This window comes from Cellulomonas septica, from assembly GCF_012396155.1.
Lineage (GTDB): Bacteria > Actinomycetota > Actinomycetes > Actinomycetales > Cellulomonadaceae > Cellulomonas > Cellulomonas septica.
Map to the genome: position 1 here is coordinate 1 of NZ_JAAXOY010000347.1, position 3636 is coordinate 3636.

The window sequence follows — 3636 nt, forward strand, 5'->3', positions numbered from 1 at the left end:
AGTCCGCGGCCGACCTGGCCGGCGTCTGGGCGACCGACCCGCGCTGGGCCGGGGTCCGCCGGACCCACTCCGCGCAGGACGTCGTCGCGCTCCGCGGGTCGGTCGGCGAGGAGCACACGCTCGCCCGGCGCGGCGCGCAGCGGCTGTGGCAGCTCCTGCACCAGCGCACGCACGTGCCGGCGCTCGGCGCGCTCACGGGCAACCAGGCGGTGCAGCAGGTCCGCGCGGGTCTCGAGGCGATCTACCTGTCGGGCTGGCAGGTCGCGGCCGACGCGAACCTGTCCGGCCAGACGTACCCCGACCAGAGCCTCTACCCCGCCAACTCGGTGCCGGCCGTCGTGCGGCGCATCAACAACGCGCTGCTGCGCGCCGACCAGGTCGAGGTCGCCGAGCACGGGCGGGCGTCGCGCGACTGGCTCGTCCCCGTCGTCGCCGACGCGGAGGCCGGGTTCGGCGGGCCGCTCAACGCCTACGAGCTCATGCACGCGATGATCGCGGCCGGCGCGGCGGGCGTGCACTGGGAGGACCAGCTCGCCGCGGAGAAGAAGTGCGGCCACCTGGGCGGCAAGGTCCTGGTCCCGACCGCGCAGCACGTGCGGACCCTGTCCGCGGCGCGGCTCGCGGCGGACGTCGCCGACGTCCCGACGGTCATCGTCGCCCGCACCGACGCGCTCGGCGCCGACCTGCTGACGAGCGACGCCGACGAGCGCGACCACGACTTCCTCACGGGCGAGCGCACCGCCGAGGGCTACCACCGGGTGCGGCCCGGGCTCGACGCGGTCGTCGCGCGCGCCGACGCGTACGCACCGTTCGCGGACCTGCTCTGGGTCGAGACGTCGACACCCGACCTGGCCCTCGCGATCGAGTTCGCCGAGCGCATCCACGAGAAGCACCCCGGCAAGCTCCTCGCGTACAACTGCTCGCCGTCGTTCCACTGGCGCCGCCACCTCGACGACGCGCAGATCGCGCGGTTCCAGCGCGAGCTCGCCGGGTACGGGTACGCCTTCCAGTTCGTCACGCTGGCCGGCTTCCACGCGCTCAACCACTCGATGTTCGACCTGGCCCGCGGCTACGCGCAGCGGGGCATGTCCGCCTACGTCGACCTGCAGCAGGCGGAGATCGCCGCCGAGGCCGACGGCTACACCGCGACCCGCCACCAGCGCGAGGTCGGCACGGGGTACTTCGACCGGGTCGCCACCGCGATCTCGCCCGACGCCTCGACGCTCGCGCTCGCCGGCTCCACCGAGACGGCCCAGTTCACCCACTGACCGCACGCCCCCGCCCGACGCGGCCCGCCGCCCGTCGAGCCCGCACCCGGAGGTGCACCATGACCGTCCTGACCCCCGCCCGCGCGCCGCTGACGGGACCCGTGATCCAGCCCCATCTCGACGTCGTCGGGCCGACCGTGCCCGGCACGGCGGAGATCCTCACGCCCGAGGCGCTCGACTTCGTCGCCGACCTCCACACCGTCTTCGGCACGCGCCGCACGCTGCTGCTCCGCGAGCGCCAGCTCCGTCGCGACCGCATCGCGAACGGCGCCGACCCGGGCTTCCTGCCGCTGACCGCGGGCGTCCGCGCGGACCGCTCGTGGCGCGTCGCCGGCCCCGGCCCGGGGCTGGAGGACCGGCGCGTCGAGATCACCGGCCCGTGCGACCGCAAGACGACCGTCAACGCGCTCAACTCGGGCGCGCGCGTCTGGCTGGCGGACCTGGAGGACGCGACGAGCCCGACGTGGGAGAACGTCGTGGGCGCGCAGCACAGCCTGTTCGACGCGATCCGCGGCGACGCCGACTTCACGTCGCCCGAGGGCAAGGAGTACCGCGTCGGCGACCGGACGCCGACGATCGTCTTCCGCCCGCGCGGCTGGCACCTCGCCGAGAAGCACGTCGAGCACGTCGACCGGGCCGGTCAGCGCTACGGCGCGTCCGCGTCGCTCGTCGACGCCGGGCTGTACCTGTTCCACAACGCGCACGCGCTCATCGACTCCGGCCGCGGCCCGTACCTGTACCTGCCGAAGATTGAGAGCCACCTCGAGGCGCGGCTGTGGGACGACGTCTTCCGGTTCACCGAGGCGTACCTGGGCCTGCGGCACGGCACCATCCGGGCGACCGTCCTCATCGAGACGATCACGGCCGCGTTCGAGATGGAGGAGATCCTCTACGAGCTGCGCGACCACTGCGCCGGGCTGAACGCGGGCCGCTGGGACTACATCTTCAGCATCGTGAAGACGTTCCGGTCGCGCGGCCGCCGCTGGGTGCTGCCGGACCGGTCGCACGTGACGATGACGGTGCCGTTCATGCAGGCGTACGCGGACCTGCTCGTCGCGACGTGCCACCGGCGCGGGGCGCAGGCGATCGGCGGCATGAGCGCGTTCGTCCCGAACCGGCGCGACCCGGAGTCCAACGAGCGTGCGTTCGCGCAGGTCCGTGCCGACAAGGAGCGCGAGGCCGGGCAGGGGTTCGACGGCACCTGGGTCGCCCACCCCGACCTCGTGCCCGTCGCGCGGGAGGTGTTCGACGCGACGCTCGGCGACCGCCCGGACCAGCGCGACGTGCAGCGCCCCGACGTCACGCCCGACGCCGCCGCGCTGCTCGACGTGGCCTCCGCCGGCGGCACCGAGCCGGGCGCGGTCACCGACGCGGGCCTGCGGACCAACCTGTCCGTCGCCGTCCGCTACCTCGAGGCGTGGCTGCGCGGGACCGGCGCGGTCGCGATCGACGGGCTCATGGAGGACGCGGCCACCGCCGAGATCTCCCGCTCGCAGGTGTGGCAGTGGGTGCACCACGGCGTCGTCACCGACTCGGGGACGACGATCACCGCGGAGCACGTGCGGTCCGTCCTCGCCGACGTCCTGGCCGGGCTCCCCCGCACCGAGGACGACCGGTACGACGACGCCGCGGCCCTCGTCGAGGAGGTCGCGCTCGGCGACGACTTCCCGACGTTCCTCACGGTCCCGGCGTACGCGCAGCACCTGGTCCACCGCCGCTGACCTGACGCGCCGCACGCGTCCGGCGTGGTGCCGCCCTCTCCCCGGTGGCACCACGCCGAGACGCGTCGGGTCCCGCGCCGCGCAGCGGTGATACTCGTCCCGTGGACGACGCCCTGCCGCCGACGCCGGTCACGCCGCCCCGCGACCTCGTCCCGTTCCGCACGGCCGTGCGGGCATGGTTCGCCATCTCGTGGCAGACGTTCGGCGGGCCGGCCGGGCAGATCGCGGTCATGCAACGCACGCTCGTCGACGAGAAGGGCTGGATCGGCCAGCGCCGGTTCCTGCACGCGCTCAACTACTGCATGCTCCTGCCCGGGCCCGAGGCGCAGCAGCTCGCGGTCTACACCGGCTGGCTGCTCAACGGGACGCGCGGCGGGATCGTCGCGGGCGGGCTGTTCGTGCTGCCCGGGATGCTCGCGCTCCTCGCGCTCGCCGCGATCTACGTCGCGTTCGGGGACACGACCGTCGTGAGCGCGGTGTTCGCCGGGCTCGCCCCCGCCGTGCTGGCGATCGTGGCGCAGGCCGTCGTCCGCGTCGGGCGGCGCGCGCTCACGAGCCCCGCGCTCGTCGCGCTCGCGGTCGGCTCGTTCGTCGCGCTCGCGCTGTTCGCGGTGCCGTTCCCGCTGGTCGTGCTCGCCGCGGGGCTG

3 protein-coding genes are annotated in these 3636 nt (G+C 74.6%); all 3 read left to right on the plus strand.

Translation table 11 applies throughout. The annotated features are described in order from the left end of the window. Nucleotides 1–1268, plus strand: a 1268-nt coding sequence (aceA, locus tag HGA02_RS12965; protein WP_168679356.1) for an isocitrate lyase, incomplete at its 5' end; no start/stop codon positions are given. A gap of 59 nt (nucleotides 1269–1327) precedes the next feature. After that, nucleotides 1328–2989: a malate synthase A gene (gene aceB, locus HGA02_RS12970; RefSeq protein WP_168679357.1), complete on the plus strand. Its 1662-nt coding sequence runs from the start codon at nucleotides 1328–1330 to the stop codon at nucleotides 2987–2989. A 101-nt stretch (nucleotides 2990–3090) separates the two neighbouring features. Continuing rightward, nucleotides 3091–3636, plus strand: a 546-nt coding sequence (locus tag HGA02_RS12975) for a chromate transporter (RefSeq protein ID WP_168679358.1), incomplete at its 3' end; no start/stop codon positions are given.